This window comes from Nonomuraea sp. NPDC049378, from assembly GCF_055586745.1.
The window spans coordinates 318,978-339,118 of sequence record NZ_JBVJHP010000014.1 but is presented as its reverse complement, the minus strand read 5'-3'; the positions used below and the strand labels follow the sequence as shown (position 1 = coordinate 339,118).

General features: G+C 71.0%; 15 protein-coding genes. 7 read left to right on the top strand and 8 right to left on the bottom strand.

Going from position 1 to position 20,141, the window contains the following annotated elements; all coding sequences use genetic code 11:
* Window positions 1-126 precede the first annotated feature (126 nt).
* Genes ACZ6SA_RS30215 through ACZ6SA_RS30195 form a run of 5 tightly spaced genes read left to right on the top strand, consistent with a single transcriptional unit; the run spans window position 127 to window position 4,019 of the window.
* Window positions 127-1,188 (top strand): ABC transporter ATP-binding protein, encoded by a 1,062-nt coding sequence (locus ACZ6SA_RS30215; protein WP_443154863.1) that lies wholly within the window; start codon window positions 127-129, stop codon window positions 1,186-1,188.
* Window positions 1,181-1,861 (top strand): ABC transporter permease, encoded by a 681-nt coding sequence (locus tag ACZ6SA_RS30210; protein ID WP_347645462.1) that lies wholly within the window; start codon window positions 1,181-1,183, stop codon window positions 1,859-1,861. Before ACZ6SA_RS30215 ends, ACZ6SA_RS30210 begins: the two co-directional genes overlap by 8 nt.
* Window positions 1,858-2,550 carry an ABC transporter permease gene (locus ACZ6SA_RS30205; RefSeq protein ID WP_465831890.1) on the top strand — a complete coding sequence of 231 codons (693 nt, stop codon included), beginning with the start codon at window positions 1,858-1,860 and terminating at the stop codon, window positions 2,548-2,550. Before ACZ6SA_RS30210 ends, ACZ6SA_RS30205 begins: the two co-directional genes overlap by 4 nt.
* A 25-nt stretch (window positions 2,551-2,575) precedes the next feature.
* Entirely contained in the window at window positions 2,576-3,496 is a 921-nt protein-coding gene (locus ACZ6SA_RS30200; protein ID WP_443154861.1) for an ABC transporter substrate-binding protein, read from the top strand.
* Between the two features lie 40 nt (window positions 3,497-3,536).
* On the top strand, window positions 3,537-4,019 hold the full coding sequence (locus tag ACZ6SA_RS30195) for a flavin reductase family protein (protein ID WP_465831887.1): 483 nt from the start codon (window positions 3,537-3,539) through the stop codon (window positions 4,017-4,019).
* Window positions 4,020-4,095: 76 nt separating this feature from the next.
* Here the strand turns inward: ACZ6SA_RS30195 and sppA are convergent, their stop codons facing one another.
* Complete coding sequence (gene sppA, locus ACZ6SA_RS30190) at window positions 4,096-5,793, bottom strand: signal peptide peptidase SppA (protein WP_347645458.1); 1,698 nt, start codon at window positions 5,791-5,793, stop codon at window positions 4,096-4,098.
* A 29-nt stretch (window positions 5,794-5,822) separates the two neighbouring features.
* Here sppA and ACZ6SA_RS30185 point away from each other — a divergent pair, with 29 nt between their 5' ends.
* Both ACZ6SA_RS30185 and ACZ6SA_RS30180 read left to right on the top strand, forming a co-directional pair.
* A complete protein-coding gene (locus ACZ6SA_RS30185) occupies window positions 5,823-6,638 on the top strand; it encodes a hypothetical protein (protein WP_465831885.1) in 816 nt (271 codons plus the stop codon).
* A gap of 61 nt (window positions 6,639-6,699) precedes the next feature.
* A complete protein-coding gene (locus ACZ6SA_RS30180; RefSeq protein WP_465831883.1) occupies window positions 6,700-9,462 on the top strand; it encodes an AfsR/SARP family transcriptional regulator in 2,763 nt (920 codons plus the stop codon).
* Window positions 9,463-9,706: 244 nt separating this feature from the next.
* Here the strand turns inward: ACZ6SA_RS30180 and ACZ6SA_RS30175 are convergent, their stop codons facing one another.
* From ACZ6SA_RS30175 to ACZ6SA_RS30145, 7 genes are all read right to left on the bottom strand, one after another.
* Window positions 9,707-11,062: a S8 family peptidase gene (locus tag ACZ6SA_RS30175; protein WP_465831881.1), complete on the bottom strand. Its 1,356-nt coding sequence runs from the start codon at window positions 11,060-11,062 to the stop codon at window positions 9,707-9,709.
* Between the two features lie 149 nt (window positions 11,063-11,211).
* Window positions 11,212-12,585 (bottom strand): S8 family peptidase, encoded by a 1,374-nt coding sequence (locus ACZ6SA_RS30170; RefSeq protein WP_465831879.1) that lies wholly within the window; start codon window positions 12,583-12,585, stop codon window positions 11,212-11,214.
* A gap of 194 nt (window positions 12,586-12,779) precedes the next feature.
* On the bottom strand, window positions 12,780-14,792 hold the full coding sequence (locus ACZ6SA_RS30165; protein WP_465831877.1) for a S8 family peptidase: 2,013 nt from the start codon (window positions 14,790-14,792) through the stop codon (window positions 12,780-12,782).
* Between the two features lie 152 nt (window positions 14,793-14,944).
* Window positions 14,945-17,131 carry a 1,4-alpha-glucan branching protein GlgB gene (gene glgB, locus ACZ6SA_RS30160; RefSeq protein ID WP_465831907.1) on the bottom strand — a complete coding sequence of 729 codons (2,187 nt, stop codon included), beginning with the start codon at window positions 17,129-17,131 and terminating at the stop codon, window positions 14,945-14,947.
* A 222-nt stretch (window positions 17,132-17,353) separates the two neighbouring features.
* A complete protein-coding gene (locus ACZ6SA_RS30155) occupies window positions 17,354-17,869 on the bottom strand; it encodes a pyridoxamine 5'-phosphate oxidase family protein (protein ID WP_465831875.1) in 516 nt (171 codons plus the stop codon).
* 253 nt (window positions 17,870-18,122) lie between these two features.
* Window positions 18,123-18,587 (bottom strand): hypothetical protein, encoded by a 465-nt coding sequence (locus ACZ6SA_RS30150; protein ID WP_465831873.1) that lies wholly within the window; start codon window positions 18,585-18,587, stop codon window positions 18,123-18,125.
* Window positions 18,588-18,802: 215 nt separating this feature from the next.
* Complete coding sequence (locus ACZ6SA_RS30145) at window positions 18,803-20,140, bottom strand: maltokinase N-terminal cap-like domain-containing protein (protein WP_465831871.1); 1,338 nt, start codon at window positions 20,138-20,140, stop codon at window positions 18,803-18,805.
* Window position 20,141: the final 1 nt, after the last annotated feature.

The following is a 20,141-nucleotide window of genomic DNA, read 5'->3' as shown; positions in this document are numbered from 1 at the left end:
CCGTTTTTTCTTTCTTGGGGCCTTTACACAGCCGGTGGGGGGGGGGGGGGGGGCAAGGGGGGGGGGGGGGGGTGGGGGCGGGGCCCCCCCCCCCCCCCCCCAAGCCCACCGAGCGAGAGTTCGCGCGTGATCACATTCGACGCTGTCACCAAACGTTTCCCGGACGGAACGGTCGCCGTGGACGACCTCACCATGGAGGCTCCCACAGGCGAGATCACCGTGCTCGTCGGGCCCTCGGGCTGCGGCAAGACGACCTCACTCCGGATGATCAACCGCATGATCGACGCCTCGGAGGGACAGATCCTCCTCGACGGCGTGCCCGTGCAGAGCATCGACCCGCCGACCCTGCGCCGCGGCATCGGGTACGTCATCCAGCAGGCCGGCCTGTTCCCGCACCGGAAGATCGTCGACAACATCGCCACCGTCCCCTACCTCCTCGGCTGGGACCGGAAGAAGGCCCGCGACAGGGCCATGGAGCTGCTGGAACGCGTCGGGCTCGACCCGGCGCTGGCCGGCCGCTACCCGTTCCAGCTCTCGGGCGGGCAGCAGCAGCGCGTGGGCGTGGCCAGGGCGCTGGCCGCCGACCCGCCCGTGCTGCTCATGGACGAGCCGTTCAGCGCGGTCGACCCCGTGGTGCGCACGACCCTGCAGGAAGAACTGCTCAGGCTGCAGGACGAGCTGAACAAGACCATCGTGTTCGTCACGCACGACATCGACGAGGCCATCAAGCTCGGCGACCGGGTGGCTGTGCTGCGCGTCGGCGGCCGGCTGGCGCAGCTGGCCGCGCCCAAGACGCTGCTGTCGGAGCCGGCCGACGACTTCGTCCGCGAGTTCCTCGGGCACGACAGGGGGATCAGGCGGCTGCAGTTCGTCTCGACGGAAGGGCTGCGCCTGCGTACCGATCTGACGGTCCGGCAGGACGGCGGCGACGGCTCGTCGCAGGAGCCGTGGCGGCTGGTCGTCGACGAGCAGGGCGGGCCGGTCGGCTGGATCTCCGGGGCGCGCCCCGGAGAGCTGGAGCCGTTCGGGACGTTCCTGTACGGCCGCGACTCGATGCGTTCGGCGCTCGACGCGGCGCTGCTGTCGCCGTCCGGCTGCTCGGTGGCCGTGGACGACGAGGGCAGGGTCGTCGGCGTGGCCACCAGGGAGGCGCTCGACGAGGCGCTGGCGGAGGCCGCAGATGGGTGACGGTCCTCCCTCCCTGTGGGAATGGATCGGGCGCAACTGGGACACCGGCCGGGCGGGCAGCATCAAGGACCTGCTCATCGACCACCTGACCATGTCGCTCGTGCCGATCCTCTTCGCGCTGATCGTGGCACTGCCGCTGGGCCTGGCCTGCGTGCGCTGGCGCTGGCTCTACCAGCCCGCCTCCGGCCTGATGAACGTCATCTACGCGCTGCCTTCGCTGCCCGTCTTCATGCTGCTGATCTCGGTGACCGGGCTGTCGCAGACCACGGTGATCATCCCGCTCGCCTTCTACGGCGTGGCCGTCCTGCTCCCGGCCGTGGTCGGCGGGCTGGACTCGGTGCCCGACCACGTGCGCCAGTCAGCGGTCGCGATGGGCTTCTCGCCGCTGCGCCGGCTGCTGGCGGTGGAGCTGCCGATCGCGGTGCCGGTGGTGCTGGCCGGCCTCCGGGTGGTCGCGGTCTCCAGCATCAGCCTGGTCAGCGTGGGCGCGCTGATCGGGCAGGGTGGCCTCGGCGGGCTGTTCACCCGGGCGTACCAGAACCCGTTCATGCCGCCGGTGATCGTCGGCATCGTGCTGATCGTGCTGCTGGCGCTGATCGCCGACGGCCTGCTGGTCCTGGCTCAGCGGGTGCTCACCCCCTGGGTACGCGTGCGGAAGGGGGCGGCGTCGTGAACTGGCTGACCTCGTTCTTCGTCTGGATAGCCGAGTTCTTCGGCAACGGCGCCAACTGGTCGGGGCCCGGCGGGATCCCCATGCGGCTGCTGGAGCACCTCGAGTTCTCGGCGCTGGCGCTGCTGCTGGCCGTGCTGGTGGCCGTGCCGCTGGGGCTGGCGATCGGGCACACGGGCCGGGGTGAGGTGCTGATCGTCGTCTCCGCGAATCTGGCCAGGGCGCTGCCCACGCTGGGGTTGCTGGTGATGTTCGTGTTGCTGCTGGGCACGGCCTCGATCTGGCCGGTGATCATCCCGCTGGTGTTGCTGTCGGTGCCGCCGATCCTGGTCAACACCTTCGAGGGCGTCAAAGGGGTCGATCCCGAGCTGCGCGACGCGGCGTACGGGATGGGCCTGCGCGGCGGGCAGGTGCTCGGCCGGGTGCTGGTGCCGGTCGCGCTGCCGCTGATCCTGCTGGGCTGCCGGCTGTCGGCGATCCAGGTCGTGGCCACCACGACGGTCGCGGCCTACACCGGGCTCGGCGGCCTCGGACGCTACGTGATCGACGGTTTCGCGACGAAGGATTACGCGAGCGTCGTCGGGGGTTCTGTACTCATTGTGCTGTTCGCCCTGGTGGTGCAGCTCCTGTTCGCGCTCGCGCAGAGGGTGACGGTCTCGCCGGGGGTGAGCCAGCGAGTGAATATTCGATAACCTCCCGCTTGAGAAGGGAAACACCATGAGACGCATGTTCGGCACCGCGGCGGTGCTCGTGTCAGCGGTCCTCACGCTGGCCGCCTGCGGTGGCGGCGGCAGCACGGGCAACCCGCTCGACACCACGAGCGCGGCCCCCAGCGGTTCGGCCTCGGGCGGGGGCAAGGCCGTCATCGGATCGTTCGACTTCGACGAGAGCGTGCTGCTCGCCTCGATCTACGCCCAGGCCCTCGAGGCCAAGGGCGTGCAGGTCGAGGAGAAGCCGCGCATCGGCAGCCGCGAGGCCGTCTACGACCAGGTCAAGAGCGGCGGCCTGACCATCGTGCCGGAATACAACGGCAACCTGCTCGCCTTCATCGACCAGGCGGCCACGGCCGCCACCACCGACGAGGTGAACACCGCGCTGAAGGAGAAGCTGCCCACCGAGCTGGAGGTGCTCGACTCCTCACCCGCCGAGGACAAGGACACCCTGTCCGTCACCAAGGACACCCAGACCAAGCAGTCGCTCACCACCATGGAAGACCTCGCCAAGGTCTCCAAGAGCATGATCGTCGGTGGCCCGCCCGAGTTCAAGAAGCGGTGGGAAGCACGGTTCAAGGACGTCTACGGGGTCGAGTTCAAGGAGTGGAAGCCCACCGGGCCCACCACGGCCGACGCGCTGAAGGACGGCACGATCCAGGTCGGCAACGTCTTCAGCACCGACCCGAAGATCGCCGCCAACAACCTGGTGCCGCTCCAGGACACCAAGAACATCTTCCCGGCCCAGAACGTGACGCCGCTGCTCCACAAGGCGTCCGCCTCCGACACGATCCGCACGACGCTCAACGGGATCTCCGCCAAGCTGACCACGGAGTCGTTGCTGGAGATGATGCAGAAGATCTCCGTCAACAAGGACGAGCCCGCCATGGTGGCCGAGGAATGGCTGACCTCCAACGGCCTCGCCTGACGCCCGCCGCGAGGGCCTCACGAAGCCGGAGGCCCTCGCGGTGAGCGAGTTCACGGAGGCGATGGCGCAACTCGCGGCCGGCGTGGCGGTGGTGACCGTACGCGACGGGCGCGACGATCTGGGCGCCACGATCTCGGCGCTGATGTCCGTCTCGATGGAGCCGCCGCTCGTTCTGGTGAGCCTGGGCAGCCGCGGCTACCTGAACGAGGTGCTGCTGCGCCAGGACCGCTGGGTGGCGTCACTGCTGTCGTCGGGTCAGGCGGCCATCGCCAGCCGGTTCGCCACCGCCGGGCGGCCCAGCGCCCGCCTGCTGGTGGCCGGCACACCGCACCACCGGGGGCCGCACACGCAGGCGCTGGTGGTGGCGGGCGGGGTGGCCGCGCTGGAGGCCGAGACCACCAAGGTGGTGCCGGCCGGCGACCACACCCTCTACATCGCCACCGTCCTCGCGATCGACTACGTCGAGCCCGAGCTCCAACCCCTCGTACGACTCCGCGGCCGCTATCGCCCGACAGGCGCGTGACCGCGGGCGTCACGTCACCCGTCGGCGCCGCTGCAGCGCCGCGGGCGCGTGACGGCGGGCCGCACGCCGGCCGAGGTCAGCGGATCGTGTACCACGCGGGCAGGATGAGCGGACCCGCGACGGGCAGGCCGAGCTCGGCCGACAGCCGGGCCAGCGGGCCCCAGGCGTCCATGCGGATCCTGGCCAGCGCGGCCGACTTGTCCTCGCTCGAGTCGGGGCCGCGCAGGCGCTCCAGCGGGTTGAGCCGGGGATAGGCGCGCACCGGCGCGTCGTCGGCCAGCCCGGCCCGCCCGCGCGCCAGGGCCAGCGCGTCCTCCAGCCCGCCCAGCTCGTCGACCAGCCCGCTCGCCTGCGCGTCGGCGCCGGTCCACACCCGGCCCCTCGCCAGCTCGTGTGCGCGGTCGCGGGTGAGGTCGCGGCTCGCGGCCACCTTGCTCACGAAGTCGTCGTAGATCCGGTCGAGCCAGGCGTTGATCCGCTCCCACTGCTCGGAGGAGAACCCGCGGGACGTGGCGAACATCCCGGCGTTGGCCCCGCTGCCCACGAGCTCGGTGTTCATCCCGATCTTCTCGAACAGCTCGGCGAGGACGGCCTTGCCGCCGTAGACCCCGATCGAGCCCGTCAGCGTGCCCGGCTGCGCCACGATCACGTCGGCGCCCATCGACACGAAGTAGCCGCCGGAGGCGGCCACGTCGCCCATCGACACGATCACCGGCTTGACCTTGCGCGTCAGCGTCACCTCGCGCCACACCGTGTCGCTGGCGACGTAGGAGCCGCCCGGGCTGTCGACCCGGAACACGACGGCCTTGACGTGCTCGTCGCGCCGGGCCGCCCGGAACGCGGCGCTGATCGTGTCGGAGCCCATCGCCCCGCCCCCGCCCACCGGGCTGCGCCCGCTGCGGCCGGACCTGATCATGCCGTGGCCGTGGACGAGCGCGACCGCGTCGGCCATCGGCTGCGGCAGCTTGCGTACGGCCGTGCTCCTGGCGTAGCGGGAGACGTACAGCAGGTGCGCCTCGGCCCCCGCGGAACGCTTGACCTCGTCGTAGACCTCGTCGCGGTAGGCCAGCTCGTCGACCAGCCCCGCCTCCAGCGCCTCTGCGGCGGTGAACGGGCCCCGGTCGATCAGCTCGCGCACCTTGGCGGGGTCGAGCCTGCGCCCCTCGGCGATGCCCGCGACCAGGCCCTCGGTGACCGACTCCACGATGCGGCCGATCGACTCGCGGTGGGCCTCGGTCATGTGGTCCTGGGTGAAGGTGTTGGCGGCGGTTTTGTACTCGTGCCGCTGGCCCACTTCGTAGCCGACGCCCAGCTTGGCCAGCGTCCCCTTGACGAAGCGCTGCTCGACCGCCACGCCGGTCAGCCCGACGTCGCCGCTCGGCTGCAGGTAGACGCGCTCGAAGGCGGTGGCCAGGTAGTAGGGCACGGTGCCGCCGCCGAACTCGCCGAACGTCTCGGCGAACGCGACGGCCGGCTTGCCCGAGGCGCGGAAGTGGGTCACCGCCTGGCGCAACTCCTGCACCATGGCCAGGCCCATCGGGTTGCCCCCGACCTTGACGACCAGCCCTCTGACCCTGGGGTCCTGCCTGGCCCGCCGCAGCCCCGACAGGACGTCGGACAGGCGCGGCTTGCGCATCGACAACACCGCGGCGAGCGGATCCGACGGCGGGCCCTCGGTGAGGCCCTCGGTGAGGTCGAGCTCCAGCACCAGCGGGGCGGTGCGCCGCTGGCGAAGCTTGTCGACGGTTTCGAAGATCGCCTTGCCTGCGTCCATGAAGCCACCCTAGGCGACACGATCCCGACGTGCGGCTCGGCATCGTGAGCGGGAGGCGTCGCCAGGGCAAGACCTATCTGCTCGACGCCCTGATCCGGGAGGTCGGCGGATTCTTCTTCGCGGCCACGGACGAGACGGAGACCGAGGCGCTGACCCGCTTCGGCCACACGGCCATCCACCACGCGGTGCTGGGGGCCATTGCCTCGGGGAACGCCACGCGTGGTGGCATCGCCTCCCATATAGGCCGGAAATCCCCGGATATCGGGCACCCGCTGTCGGTCTTGGAAGATTCACAGCTGATCGCTCGTGAGGCGGACGCGTTCAGAAAGGGCAGATCTCTCTATCGCATCTGCGAACCTTTGATCGTCTTCTATGAGGCAGTGATGCGGCGCGAATGGGACCGGCTGGAGCGCGTCCAGCCCGAGGCCGCTTGGCGCAACTCCCGTGCCACCTTCCTGTCACAGGTGGTGGGCCCGCACTTCGAAGCCATCTGCCGCGAGTGGACGATGCTCTCGGACGGGGAGATGTTCGGCGAGCTTCCCGGCAGGGTGGCCGCCGGAACCGTGGCGGACCCGCACAATCGCACGCAGATTGAGGTGGACGTGGCGGTTCTCGCCCAGGAGGAGCATGGGCGGCCGCGCGGCGTGCTCTCCCTGGGGGAGGCGAAGTGGGACAAGGTCATGACCACCGGCCACGTGGAGCGGCTGCGACGGGCCAGGGACCTGCTGGCGGTCAAGGGATACGACACCAGCGGGACGGTGCTGACCTGCTACGGCGGCGCGGGCTTCCAGGAAGGCATGCCGGGAGACGTCCGGCTGGTCGCCCTCGACGACCTGTACGCGTGAGCGCCCGGTTGCAGATAGTTTCGACCTGAACGCATGGCTCAGGGGAAAGGAGCGCGGCGGGGTGCCCGAGGTTTCGATCCGCCTTCTCGGACCGTTCGAGGTGCGGCTGCCGGACCGTACCGTGAGGATCGCCTCGAAACGGCAGCGGGCTCTGCTGGCGAGCCTGGCCGTGCTGCCGGGGCGCGTCGTGCCCGTCGACGTCCTGACCGAGCGCATCTGGGGCGCCGACCTGCCGTCGAGCCCTCGCGAGGCCGTGCAGAACAACGTGCACCGGCTCCGGCGGCTGCTCGGGCCGCAGTTCGGCGGGCTGGTGCGCAACGTCGTCGACGGCTACCTGCTGGACGTCGACCCCGATCAGGTGGACGCGTCGCGCTTCGACCGGCTCGTCCGCGCCGCGGAGCAGGCCACGGACGACGAGCCCGGGCGCGCCCGCGAGCTGCTGCGGGACGCGCTGGAGTTGTGGCGGGGCGAGCCGCTCGGCGACGTCGCGTCCGACTCGCTCGAGCGCGACCACGCGCCCGCGCTGACCGAGCGTTACCTGGCGGCCGTCGAGCGGCGGATCGATCTGGACCTGGCGCTCGGCGACCGCGCGCCGAGCGCGATGATCGCCGAGCTGCGCGTGCTGACCGCGCGCTTCCCCGTACGCGAGTCGCTCTGGGAGCGGCTGCTGACCGTGCTGATCGCGGACCGGCGGCAGGCCGAGGCGCTGGAGGCGTACGAGTCCGTACGGAACACGCTCGCGGACACCCTCGGCGCGGACCCGTCGGCGCGCCTGCAACGCCTGCACCGGCGGTTGCTGGCGGGAAGCCCAGAGCCGGAACGCGTGACGCCGCGGCAGCTGCCCCCGGCGCCGGCGGGCTTCGCCGGTCGGACGGCCGAGCTGGCCGCGCTCGACGAGCACCTCGTTCGCTGGTCCGGCAGCGGGCTCGCCCTGGTGGCGGTTCACGGCGTCGGCGGCGCGGGCAAGACCGCGCTCGCGGTGCACTGGGCCAGGCTGAGGCAGGATCGTTTCTCCGACGGGCAGCTCTACCTCGACCTGCACGGCTACGGCCCTGGCCGGCCGGTCACGGCGGAGGCGGCGCTCGGCCGGCTGCTGCGCGCGATCGGCACGCCGCCGGACCGGGTTCCGAACGACGCGGGGGAGGCCGCGGCGCTGCTGCGCACCCTGCTCGCCGGCCGCCGGATGTTGCTGCTCCTCGACAACGCCCACGACGCCGAGCACGTCCGGCCGCTGCTGCCGGGCTCCCACTGCTTCGTGATCGTGACCAGCCGGAGCGACCTGCGCGGCCTGGCCGCGCGCGATGGGGCGCACCGGGTGGCGCTGCGCGAGCTGCCCGACGCCGACGCCATGGCGTTGCTGACGGCGGCGATCCCGCGGCACAGGGCGGAGGCGGAACCCGACGCGCTGGCCGAGCTGGCCCTGCTGTGCGGACGGTTGCCGCTGGCCCTGCGCATCGCCGCCGAGCTGGGATCCCAGCACCCCGACCGTTCCCTCGCCGAGCTGGTCGACGATCTGCGGCAGCGCCGGAGCCCGCTGGACGCCCTGGCCGACAGCGATCCGGGAGCCGACCTGCGTACGGTGTTCTCGTGGTCGTACGACCTGCTTCCGCCGGACCTGGCGCGCGCGTTCACCCACCTCGGCTGTTACCCGGGCAGCGACATCGGGTTGCCGGGCGCGGCGGCGCTGCTGGACGTCGTGCCGGCCGCGGCGCGCGCCCTGCTCGACCGGCTGGCCGCCGTGCACCTGCTGGAAGCGCGCCGGCCGGGGCGCTACCGGCTGCACGACCTGCTCAGGGAGTACGCCGCCGAGCGGCTGGCCGCCGACAGGTCCGAGGCGGGCGCGGCGGCGTTGCGCCGGGTGCTCGACTGGTATGTCCGGGCGGCGAACGAGGCGCGGATCGCGCTCGGCTTCTCACGCCCGATCCCGCTCTCGCGCGGCATCGGCGAGAGCGCGGTTCCGCTGCCCGCCCTTCCCGGCAGCGGTGCGGCAACCGAATGGTTCGAGACCGAACGGAGCACGCTGGTCGCCGCCGTCGGCGCCGCTGCCGATCACGGCCTGCCGGACCACGGCTGGCAGCTGGCTGTCGACATACGCGACTTCCTCGACCGGTCACGCTATTTCGCGGACTGGCTGGCGGCGGGCCGGTCCGGCCTGGAGTGCGCGGAGGAGCTCGGCGATCCGCTGGCCGGATACCAGGCCGCGTTCGTGCTCGGCGGCGCCTACTCCGTCACCGGCGCGTACGACGAAGCCGACGCGACGCTGCGCGAAGCCCTGCGGCACGCCGAGCGGCTCGGCGACCCCGCGAAGACGTCACGGGCGTTGAGCGTGCTCGGGCTGGTCTGGCAGCGGGCCGGGGACTTCGACCGCGCGCTCGCCTGCCACCGGGAGGCGGAGATCGCCGCCCGGCCGGCGGCCTCCGCGGTGGTCCGGGCGCACGCGCTGCTCAACTACGGCGCCACCGAGATCCTGGCCGGGCGCTGCGCCGACGCCCTGGGGCACACCCGCGAGGCGCTGGAGATCTACCAGGAGCACGGCCTGGAGCTGCAGGAGGCGTGCGCGTTGACCAACCTCGCCGCGGCGTGCGAGGGGACCGCCGAATACCCGACGGCCCTGGAACACTGCCGGCAGGCGCTGGTGATCTCCCTGCGGCTGGCCGACGTGAGCGGCCAGGTCGAGGCGCTGACGACCCGGGGCGAGATCCAGCTCGCGATGGGCCGCCCGGACGACGCGCGCGCCTCCTGGGAGGAGGCGCGCGCACTGCTCAGGCCTGCTGATCCCAACTACGCCAGGCTCGATCAGCTGCTCAGGGGCCTGGGCTGCTGATCACGCAGCGTGCGCGGCCTCGGGCGGAACGAGTTCCGCGACGTGCGGGTCACGAGCTTTTCCTCCTGTATGTGCGGACACGTCGGTTGACGTCTGACCAGCACATCAGGGCTCGCTATCAGATCGCTCTCACTTTCTGACCGCCACGGAGAGCGGGGCGGAGCGGGCCGCGAATCGGGCGGGTTTCGCGCACCCGACCGGGTGGGTGGCGGTAGGTGCCGCACCCACCCGGGGTGTTCGATGGTTACCTGGCGCTCAGCGCGGCCCACACGTCGATGCGGGGCGTGGTGACCTCCGTGTTCCCGCTCTTGTACGTGATCGGCTTGCCGGTGCTCTTCAACGTCTCCAGCAGCGTGTCCACCGAGGCGTTGGGGCGCTTCTGGTGCAGCAGCGCGAAGGCGCCCGCCACGTGCGGGGCGGCCATCGAGGTGCCGCTGAGCGTCGCGTACGTGTTGCTGGCGATCGCCCCCGTGATGGACACGCCCGGCGCGTAGACGTCGATCAGCGTGCCGCGGTTGGAGAAGGTGGCCACGGCGTCCTTCTTGTCCGTGGCGCCCACGGCGACGGTGTTCGAGACGCACGCCGGCCACGACACCGACGCGTCGAAGCCCTCGTTGCCCGAGGCGACCACCGTGGCGACGCCCTTGGCCTGCAGCTTGTCGACCTCGGCCTTGAAGTCGGCCCCGTCGCCCGTGTCGCAGGCGGCGGTGTAGGCGCCGCCGCCCAGGCTGAGGTTGACAGAAGCGATCTTGTACTGGGACGTCATCAGGTCGGCGTACGCCATGCCGGTCAGGATCGACGAGTCGTAGGCCAGGATGCAGACGGGCCGGCCGGAGCAGTACGGCGAGTCGTCGAACCGGCTGAACACCTGCACCGGCACGATGAGCGCCTTGGGGGCGACGCCGTCGGCGGCGAAGTCGGCGGTCCGCTGGCCGGCGGTGATGCCGGCGACGTGGGTGCCGTGGTAGCAGAGGCCGTACTGCGGCTGCGGGGCGTCCTGCAGGCAGGCGGCGCTCTCGGCGCTTGCGGCGCCCGCGCCGACCTGGGACTCGGCGCCGTTGGGGCACAGCGGCGTGGAGCCGTCGGCGGGGTCTTCGGCGGAGAAGCACGCCTCGGACACGATGCGGTCGCCGAAGGCGGGGTGGTCGGTGTCGATCCCGGTGTCCAGGATCGCGACGGCCGTGCCCTTGCCAGTGGTGCCGCCGGCGTGCGCCTGGTCGGCGCCGATCAGGGGGATGCTCTCCACCAGCGAGGGTTTGTTGAGCTTGTCCTTGCGGATCGAGACGACCGCGGTCTGCTCGGCGAGCTTCTCGAGTTCGGCGCGGGTCCCGCGGTAGACGAAGAAGTCCAGCGCGCCGGCCACTGCGGCGGGCGGTTCCGCGATGAGGTTCTTCTTGCCCCGCTTGATCTTCTCAGCGCTGGACAGCAGGGACTTCACCTGGTCGGGCTGTTGCACGCGGACGATGGCGCGGTGCTCGCCGCTCGCCGTGATCGCAGGGTCGATCTTCGTTTCGGGGTCGGCGAGGGCGGGTGTGGCGACGAGCGCGGCCGCGGAGGCGGCCAAGGCGATCGCGCCTGCCAGCAGAGACGACAGTCTCAACTGATCCTCCGGTGGTTCGGGGGGCATTTCTCACCGAAAGTGTAGTAATCGGACAACTGTTGTCAGAGGGGTGGATGCGTTCTGTTACCTGTTCTTGTTCTGGTCAGGGACGTGACCGGAGTCTCCGGGGCTCCGGCCGTGACGCCCGTTCAGACGCGTGCGGCAGGGGTGGCCCGCTCGGCGTCGATCCTGGCGGTGACCGTCGACGTGCCACCGGCGCCGTACCGGATGGGCGTGCCCGTGCTCTTCAACCGCTGCAGGCTCTGCGCGACGGTGTTGTTCGCGTACGCCTGCTTCATCAGCGCGAACATCCCGGCCACGTGGGGCGCGGCCATCGAGGTGCCGCTCAGCTCGCGGTACGCGTCGTCGGGAACCGAGGAGTTGATGTCCACCCCGGGCGCGAACAGGTCCAGCATGGCGCCCCGGTTGCTGAACGAGGCGGGGGCGTCGTCGTCGCCGGTCGCGCCCACCGTCACGGCGGTGGAGATGCAGGCAGGGGAGGAGACGCCGTTCGGGGATCCGCTGTTGCCGGCCGCCACGACCGGCGCCACGCCCAGCGCCACGAGCGCGTCGAACTCCGGCTTGACCCCCGCGGCGGCGGGGTCGGCGTCGCACGCCTCGGTGAACAGGCTCCCGCCGGCCATGCTCAGGTTCACCGCCGCGACGTTGCTGGCCCTGGCGACCCGGGCCACGTACTCCAGCGCCAGCTTCTGGTCCGAGGTGTAGCTGAGGAAGCAGGGGGCGCTGCCGCCACCCGACCCGCAGGTCAGCGGGTTGTCCACGCGGCTGAAGACCTGGATCGCCAGGATGCGCGCCGCGGGGGCGACGCCGTTGGACGGCGCCCCCGCGGTCACGGCGCCCGCCGCGATGCCGGCCACGTGCGTGCCGTGCGAGCAGGCGTTCGACCCGTTGACCTGGCACTGGGCGGTCTCGGCGTCCGCCGAGCCCGGCCCGGTCTGGCTCGGCTGGCTGTTCGGGCAGAGCGAGACGGTGCCGTCGCTGGCGTCGGAGGAGGAGAAACACGCCTCGTCCACCAGCCGGCCGCGCAAGAACGGGTGGTCGCGGTCGATCCCCGTGTCGAGCACGGCGACCGTCGTGCCCCTGCCGGTCCAGCCGGCGGTGTTCGCCCGGTCCGAGCGGATCAGGGCGGTGCTGGAGTCCAGCGTCGGGTGGCGCAGCTCGTCCTTGTAGACGGACTGGACCCTCGCGTCCTTCCTGAGCTTGGCCAGCGTGCGCCGGTCCACCTCGGCGACGAAGAAGTGCGGCGATGACGCCGCCTCCAGGACCCGGCTCCCCTCCGAGGCCTGTTCCAGGTCCTGGGCCACGGCCTCGGCGTTCTGGCCCGGCTTGACCTGGATGATGGATCGGACCCGGGTCTTCGCCTTGATCTCCGCGACGAGCGCGGGGCTGATGACGGGGTCGTTGGTGTTCTTCGTGTCGGCTTGCAGCGGCGGGGCCGCGCACAGCACGGCGCACAGGACGGCCAGCGCGCTCGCGCGGGCCGGCAGAGACCGTAGCCTCACATGTTCCTCCGAAGGTCGGTTCGTCCTCGAGGCGGGAGCGTTCCGGCTCCTGGCCCGCGTACAGCCGCATACATCCCCCTTGCCACAAGGGTGATGTGGGGGATGAAAGCGAGCAGCGCGACCTTGGAGACGTTTTTGCCTCAGGGCGACCCATGGGAAAGGCCGGTCGCAAGAGACCGGCCCTTTCCCATGGATCACTTGGTGGACTTGTTGACCTTGTCGGCCGCCTTCTTCAGCGCCGCCGCGGACGGCTTCTTGCCGAGCCGCACCTTCTCGGCGGCGGCCAGCGTCGTGGTGCCGTTCGTGCCGTGCGCCCAGTTCAGCCAGGCCGTCAGCAGCGCGCGGTCCAGCTTGGCCTTGCCGGTGCGGGTGTTCTTCAGCACCCGGTACGCCTTGCCGAGCGAGGACGCCTTCGTCAGCTCGGGGAACACCTTGCTCGACTTGCTGATCAGCTTCAGGTAGCAGGTGAGCGTGTCGTCGGGGATCGTCCCGCTGCTGCGGTGGATCTCCACGGCCCACTTCTTGACCGTCAGCTTCCTGGCCGCCTTGCCCCGCGTGCAGACGGTGGCCGCCGGTTTCGCGACCGGGCTCGCGGTGACCGTCACCGTGACCGTCACGGTGGGCAGCGGCACCGGCTCGGGGTCGGGGGCGGGGTCCGGGCCCGGATCCGCCGGGTCGTCGGGCTCGGGGGAGGGCCCGCTGCTGTCGCCAGGGTCGGGCTCCGGGTCCTGCTCGGGCGGGGGCGCCGGGGTCTGCGAGATCGGCGGCTGCGGGGCCGTCCCGGCCAGTGCCGCCGCCAGGTCGAGGCGCGGTGTGGTGACCTGGGCGCCGTTGGCCTCGTACAGGTACGGCCTGCCGGTCGTCTTCAGCTTGTCGATCAGGTCGGCCATCGGGGTGTCCGGGGAGGCCGCCTTCATCAGTGCCAGCGCGCCGGCCACGTGCGGTGTCGCCATGGAGGTGCCGCTGTAGACGGTGGTCGCGTTGTCCGGCACCGACGATTCGATGTCCACGCCGGGCGCGAACAGGTCCAGCAGGGCGCCGCGGTTGGAGAAGTCCGCGATGGCGTCGCCTCCGTCGTTCGCGCCCACGGCCACGGCGCTGGAGACGCAGGCCGGGTACGAAGCCCCTTCGAAGTACTCGTTGCCCGCGGCCACCACGGTGGCGATGCCCCTGGCCAGCAGCGCGTCGATCTTCGGCTTGAAGACCGAGCCTTCCTCGGAGGTGTCGCACGCGCCTTCGTACGGCATCCCGCCCAGGCTCAGGTTGACCGCGGCGATCGGCTGGCTCAGCCCGGCCACGTAGTCCATGGCCTGCAGCAACGACGACTCGTACGCCAGCAGGCACGACGGCTCGCCGCAGAGGTTCTCGTCGTTGACCCGGCTGAACACCTGCACCGCCACGATGCTCGCCCCCGGCGCCACGCCGCTGCTGCCGGCCGCGATGCCGGCCACGTGGGAGCCGTGGTCGCACAGGTTCACGCCGCCGGACAGGCACTTCTCGGTGGTCGCGTCCGCCGCGCCGGGCCCGGTCTGCTGCGTCTGCTGGTTCGGGCAGAGCGTCTCGACGCCGGGCTCCACCGCGGAGAAGCAGGCCTCGGCCACGACCCTGCCGTTGTACCACGGGTGGTCGGGGTCGATGCCGGTGTCGAGCACCGCCACCGCCTGACCGGCGCCGGTGTGGCCCTTCGCGTGCGCCTGGTCGGCGCCGATCAGCGTGAGGTTGGAGCCGACCTGGGTGGGCGTGTACGTCCTGTCACGGCGGATGGAGGCGACCCGCGGGTCCTCGGCCAGCTTGGCCAGCTCCTCCGCGGTGCCGTTCACGACCATGAACGTCTGGTTCTGCGGCTGCAGCACCACGTCCACGCTCTCGGCGGCGGCCTGGGCCGCCACGGGCGCGTTCTCCGTGGGGCCGGTCAGCTCGACGATGGCCCGCGCCGTGCCGCCGTCGACCCCTAAGCCCTCCTCGACCTTGTCCTCGGGCGAGGAGGGGGTGGGGGCAGGGGACTCAGCCGGTGTGTCCGCCGGTGTCTCCGGGGGGGCGTCCGGAGTGGCCTCGGGCCCGGCCGGGGACGGGGACTCGGCCGGGGGCGCCTGCGACTCCGTCACGGTGGGCGACGGGGTGGTCGTCGGATCGTCGGCATGGGCCGGGCCGGACAGCGGCAGCAGGGCCAGGGCGATCGAGCATACGATCAGGGGGCGAAGTCGCACGCGTCCTCCGAGAAGGGATGATCTCGGAGTTTATGGTGATTTGCCCGACAGGCACAGGGCTCCCGCCGCTTTCTCACCGAACTTTCAGTGACCGCCGGTCAACCACCGTGCACCGCCGATCAGCGGCCGATCGACCGCCGATCAGCCGCCGATCAGCCCTCGTCCGGCACCGATCGGCCGCCGTCCGCCGCCGGCGCCTCGTGCGTGAGCCAGACCGCGCCGAGCGGCGGCACCCGCAGCGTCGTCGAGTAGGGCAACCCGTGCCACGGCTCGTCACCCGCCTCCACCATGCCCATGTTCCCCACGCCGCTGCCCCAGTAGTCGTAGGCGTCGGTGTTGACGATCTCCGTCCACTGGCCGCCGTACGGAAGCCCGAGCCGGTAGCTCTCGTGCGGCCCGCCGCTGAAGTTGACCACGCACGCCACCGCGGACCCGTCGGTCCCGTAACGGACGAACGAGAACGTGTTGCCCGAGGCGTCGTCGGCGTCGATCCAGCGGAACCCCTCGGGCGCGTGGTCCTGCTGCCACAGCGCGGGGGTCTCCTTGTAGACGCGGTTGAGGTCGCGTACGAGCCGCTGCACGCCCTGGTGGCCGTCGAACTCCAGCACCCACCAGTCGAGCCCGCGCTCCTCCGACCACTCCGAGCCCTGGCCGAACTCGCTGCCCATGAACAGCAGCTGCTTGCCCGGATGGGCCCACATGAACGCCAGCAGCGCCCGCACCTGCGCGAAGCGCTGCCACTCGTCGCCGGGCATCTTGCCCAGCAGCGAACCCTTGCCGTGCACGACCTCGTCGTGCGACAGCGGCAGCACGTAGTTCTCCGAGTACGCGTACAGCAGCGAGAACGTCATCTGATGGTGGTGGTACTGGCGGAAGACCGGCTCGTGGCGCAGGTATTCGAGCGTGTCGTGCATCCAGCCCATGTTCCACTTGAACCCGAAGCCGAGACCGCCAAGATGCACCGGGCGCGACACCCCCGGCCAGGCCGTCGACTCCTCGGCCACGGTAGAGATGCCGGGCGCCTCGCGGTAGCACACGGAGTTCATCTCCTTGAGGAAGTCCACCGCGTCGAGGTTCTCCCTGCCGCCGTAGACGTTCGGCGTCCACTCGCCCTCGCGGCGCGAGTAGTCGAGGTAGAGCATCGACGCCACCGCGTCCACCCGCAGCCCGTCGACGTGGAACTCCTTCAGCCAGTAGAGGGCGTTCGCCACCAGGAAGTTCCTGACCTCCCTGCGACCGAAGTCGAACACGTACGTGCCCCAGTCGGGGTGCTCGCCCCTGGCCGGGTCGGCGTGCTCGTACAGCGGCGTGCCGTCGAAGCGCGCGAGCGCCCAGTCGTCCATGGGGAAATGGGCCGGCACCCAGTCGAGCAGCACCCCGACGCCGCGCTGGTGCAGCAGGTCCACGAACGTGCGGAAGTCGTCAGGCGTGCCGAACCTGGCCGTCGGCGCGTAGTAGGACGTCACCTGGTAGCCCCACGAACCCCCGAACGGGTGCTCGGCCACCGGCAGCAGCTCCACGTGGGTGAATCCCAGGTCGGACACGTACGCGGAGAGCTGCTCGGCCAGCTCGACGTACGACAGCCCCGGCCGCCACGAACCCAGGTGCACCTCGTAGATGCTCATGGGGCCGTGCTGCGGCTGCCGCTCCCGCCGCTCGGCCATCCACGTGCCGTCCTCCCAGACGTGCTCGGACCTGTCCACCACGGACGCCGTCATCGGCGGCACCTCGGTCCGCCTGGCCATCGGGTCGGCCTTGTCGCGCCACATCCCGTCGGCGCCGAGAATCTGGTACTTGTACCGCTCGCCCACCCCGAGCCCCGGAACGAACAACTCCCACACCCCCGAACGCCCCAGCGAGCGCATCGGATAGCCGGTGCCGTCCCAGTGGTTGAAGTCGCCGACGACCCTGATGCCGCGCGCGTTGGGCGCCCACACCGCGAACGCCGTGCCGTCGATGTCCTCGTGCTCCATCACGCGGGCGCCGAGCACCTCCCAGAGCCGCTCGTGCCGCCCCTCGCCGATGAGGTGCAGGTCCACCTCGCCGAGCGTGGGCCAGTGCCGGTAGGGGTCGCGCATCATGTACGGTTCCGCGCCGGCGTACCTGATCCTCAACGCGTAGCCGGGGACCTTGTCGAGCCCGGGGACGGTGACCTCGAACACGCCGTGGGCCTGGTGTTTCATGGTGTGGGCCGTACCGTCGTCGAACACCACCTCGACCCGCTCGGCCAGCGGTCGCAGGGCGCGGAAGACCATCCCGCCCGCCACGGGATGCGCGCCCAGCACGGAGTGCGGATCGTGATGCGCCCCGCCCGCCAGGCGGTCGAGCTCTGTCCTCATCGGCATACTCCCCACCTTGCCCCATGATGACCGTCCATCCCAGGCACTGCCCGCTATCACCGAGACAATCACCGAAAGTGCAAAATCCGGGTTCATCCACAAGGCGGAACTCAGAGTCTTTTCCCGTTCTTAACCCGGCATACCGTCCCCCCGCCGCCGCGCCACCAGCGCCAGACCATTCCCGGCGGGCCGGTCCTGCCGCGCCGCGTCAGGCCAGGCGGGCTAGGCGGTGAAGTCCCACCGCGTGTGGCTGAACCCGTCCGTCTTGCCGAACCCCAGCGCCTGGGCCGGGCGCACCTGGTACACCACGGGTTCGTGCCCGTGCATGCGGAAGACGCCGTCGTCGTCGACCTCGGCGGCCCAGGCGCTGCCGTATTTGGCGGTGTGGGCGCCGGCCACCCGGCGCAGTAGCCGCCGGTCCCGCACCGCGACGGCGTCGCCGTGCAGGACGAGGTCCAGGCCGTCGTTCCACCGGTTGCACCCGGTGGTCACCGCGCAGTGCGCGCTGGCCGCGAGGTTCTTCGACTTCTGCTCCTCCGGTCCGCTGGAGAAGTAGAAGGCGTCGTCCAGCCAGACCCCGACGACCGGAGTGACGTGGGGCCGCCCGTCGGGCCGGACGGTGGACACCCAGAACAGCTCCGCGTCCCGGAGGTGGGCGACGGCGTCCGGCCACGGGGTGGGCCGGGCGTCGTCGCTGCTGTACCGCGGATCGATGGTGGTTTCCGGCGTACGAACCATGGTTCCCCCTCAACGGCGGTCGGCGAACCGTCTGGTTGCCCCGGCTCGCCCTCCAAGTTCAGCACTACCCAGTCCGTCTGGTCGGTCCCGAAGAACGCGGCCGACAACGGCGCCGTCTTCTTCGGGTTGAACGCGGGTCCTTCAGAACGAACAGGATGAACGCCGACCGGCACCTGTCCTTCGATGTCACCGCATCACTGCCTCGGCGCCGCCCATGGCCGGAATGGAGAGGGTCATCGCCTTCGCCGGACGGTCACAGGTTGAAGGTCTTGGAACACCGCGGGTCGCTGCCGGGGAAGTCGAAGTCAAACTGGATCTTCACCTTCCCGCCAGTCCTCCGGTAGTCGCTTATGGTCAAATTCTGCCACTTGTCATTTCCCCGGCCGTTGTCGGCGTTCTTGAACGTCTTCTTCCCGCCCTTCGCGCCATGGTCCTCGACCTTGACGTTGTTCTTGGATCGCTGGGGCCACTTGCCGTTCCAGACGCTGTAGCGGATACGCGTCACGAGGCCGGAGCGAAGGCTGCGCCCGGTGTAGTAGATGCGGACGATGCCCGAGAGAGAGCCGGCGTAGATGCGGCCATCCCACATTTGCAGGTAACACTCAAGATCTGCGCTGGACTCTTTGGAGGAGGAGGCGGCAGCGGCGGGCTGGGCCGTACCGAGCATGGAAACCGCCAAGCCCAGGCTCAATGCAGCGGTGAGATGTCTGCTACGCACGTGTTTCCCTTCTTTCGGGGGGAAGTATCGTGCAGCGCTGCCCGCGAGTCGTTGGCAGTGGATTCACACCTTCTTGTCGATCTCTTCAGCGCGGACGGACGCGCCGCCGCAGGGTGACATCGGGATCCGGTACATCGATGGCGGTCGGGTGAGCGTGGCCGAGCCGCTGGCGGCGCGCGTTCCTGGTGGTGCTGCTGGTCGCCGACCATCCTCTTTCAGCGGCGAGTAGCCGGCGGGCGGAAGGCGGCCAGGGGGATCGGCAGCCACGAGGGCCGGTTGCGGGCCTCGTAGACGACCTCGTACACGGCCTTCGACAGCTCGAACGCCCTCAGCAGCACCGCGTCGCCGCGCGTGATCACGCCGCCGCCCTCGGTGTACCCGTCGAGGAACGCGGCCCTGTTGCGGTCGGCCCACTCCTGGGCCCGCGGCTCCAGCGCCTCGGCCTCGGAGTGGCCGGCCAGCAGGTGCCTGGCCGCGTAGTCGAACGAGCGCAACATCCCTGCCACGTCGCGCAGCGGCGACGACAGCGCCCTGCGCTCGGCCAGCGGCTGCCCCGGCTCGCCCTCGAAGTCCAGCACCACCCAGTCCGTCGTGGTGCGCATCACCTGGCCGAGGTGGTAGTCGCCGTGAACACGCTGCACGGGCACCTCGTTGGTGAGCAGTTCCACCTGGTGGTAGGCGTGCTCAATGACGGTCACATGCTGGCGCAACGCGGGCACCTCGGACACGGCGCGGCCGAGCCGGCGTCGGAAGCCCTCGGCCATGCGCTTGACCTCGTGGGTCTCGATGACGTCCGTGGGGAAGGCGGCGGCCAGCTCGCGGTGCACGCGGGCGGTGGCCGTGCCCAGCCGCAGCGACTCGGCCGCGAAGTCCCCTCCGGCCTCGGACGCCGGGACCTCGGGCAGCGAGGCGTAGAGGTCGCGCACGCTGGCCAGGGCGAGGTCCCAGCCGTCGTTCGCGGTGGACAGGAACTCCTGCATGAACGCGAGCGTGGTGCCGGTGCCGTCGAGGTCGGTCTCGATCCACCCGTACGGCTGCGCGATGTGCGGCGCGTTCCTGGCGGCCAGCGCGGTGACGATCTCCAGTTCGGGGTTGACGCCGGGGATGAGGCGGCGGAACAGCTTGCAGATGTAGGCGTCGCCGTACACGAGAGAGGTGTTGGACTGCTCGGCGCTCAGCACCACGCTGCGCGGCTCGGTGTCGACGGCGGCGCCGGGGACGTGGCGCATGCGCAGGCCGCTGCGCTCCTCGTCGCGGGCCATCCCGTCGAGCAGCCAGTCCGTGCGCTCGGCGTCGTGCACGGCGTCGTAGAGGTAGACGTCGCCGATCGTGCCGATCAGCGCGTGGGCGAGCCGGTCGGGGAGCGAGGGGCGCTCCCCGAGCAGAACCTGGTAGCGCTCGCGCGAGCCCTCCTGCCAGACGGCGACGATCAGATGCCGGAGCCCGGGGGTCAGCTCGACGTCCGAGTCGATCGACAGATGGTCGATCGGGCGCCCCTTGCCACCGAACCAACGCTGGCGGCCGATCCATGCGGCAAGGAGCTCGTCAAGCACG